The sequence below is a fragment of the Psychrobacter sp. FME13 genome (assembly GCF_014861395.1).
Lineage (GTDB): Bacteria > Pseudomonadota > Gammaproteobacteria > Pseudomonadales > Moraxellaceae > Psychrobacter.
Genome location: NZ_RRYV01000324.1, coordinates 1 through 989 on the forward strand (window position 1 = coordinate 1; position 989 = coordinate 989).

Consider the following 989-nt stretch of genomic DNA (forward strand, 5'->3'; position numbering starts at 1 on the left):
GTAAGCATAGTCGTGATGGCGGCGGGATGGATGGACAGGGGTTGGCGGGGTTGCCTAGTTTAGTGGCTGGCGCAATGTATAAAGCACAATTTAAGTTCGCTGACGACGATGATATTCCTTATGCCAACACACCATATATTGCTATCAATGAGAATACGCAAGAGACGTTTGAGGGTGTTACCGATATTGAAGGAAATACTGAGACTTTCTATAGCTCTGATCCTGATGAGATTAAGGTTCACTTAAAACATGGACAATATAAGGCTCTAGTAAGATTCGCCGATGATGATGACATCCCTTATAGCTTTACCGATTATATTGCACAGGCTGAAATAACTGGCGAAGTGTTTGAAGGTACGACTGATGAAGATGGTTATACTGAGATTATGAGTACGTCCATTGAGCAAGACATTAAAATCCATTTGATAAATGTTGATGGTAGGGAGAGTATGTAATGAGTAACTCTAACACCTGTAACCCTGAAGTTTTTAAGATCTTAACAGGTCAAGAGAAAGTGTCATGCGCTCAAGCTAGTGACAAACTAACTGTAGAGGAAGCTAAGATTACTCAGGTCGCAGTTCTCATAACCGAACAACAAATGCAAAAAATGTTCCCTGACGCTAATACTCGCAAGCGGGAGGTAGTGAGAGCCTTACTAAATAAATATATGCCAAAATTTGGAATGACAACTCCTCTGCGAATAGCACATTTTTTAGCACACGTCCAAGCAGAAGTCGGAGACGAACTTGTCGGAAAAGAGGAAAGCTTATGGTATTCAGTGCCATCATTAAAAAAAACTTTCGACCGTTATTTTAAATACTATCCCGAGGAAGCTGATCAACTAGGTTATAAACGAATACCAATAAATGATTATAATAAATTTTCACAAGTACAAAGAAAAAAATATATCCTTACCAATAAAACTTATGCCTACCCCCCTATGGCAGGATAGTTGTCACCCCTAAATAATAATTCCAAAGGGGACAATG

At 39.4% G+C, this 989-nt stretch carries 1 protein-coding gene and 1 pseudogene; both read left to right on the plus strand.

Annotated features, from left to right (window positions below):
* A pseudogene (locus tag EI164_RS16355) lies at positions 1-455 on the plus strand (hypothetical protein); the annotation flags it as partial.
* Entirely contained in the window at positions 455-952 is a 498-nt protein-coding gene (locus EI164_RS16360) for a hypothetical protein (RefSeq protein WP_192521025.1), read from the plus strand. The pseudogene EI164_RS16355 and the gene EI164_RS16360, both read left to right, overlap by 1 nt.
* Positions 953-989 lie beyond the last annotated feature (37 nt).

Coding starts and splice junctions, on each gene's coding strand:
- EI164_RS16360 (WP_192521025.1), top strand. CDS start 455: ATGAGTAACTCTAACACCTGTAACCCTGAAGTTTTTAAGATCTTAACA.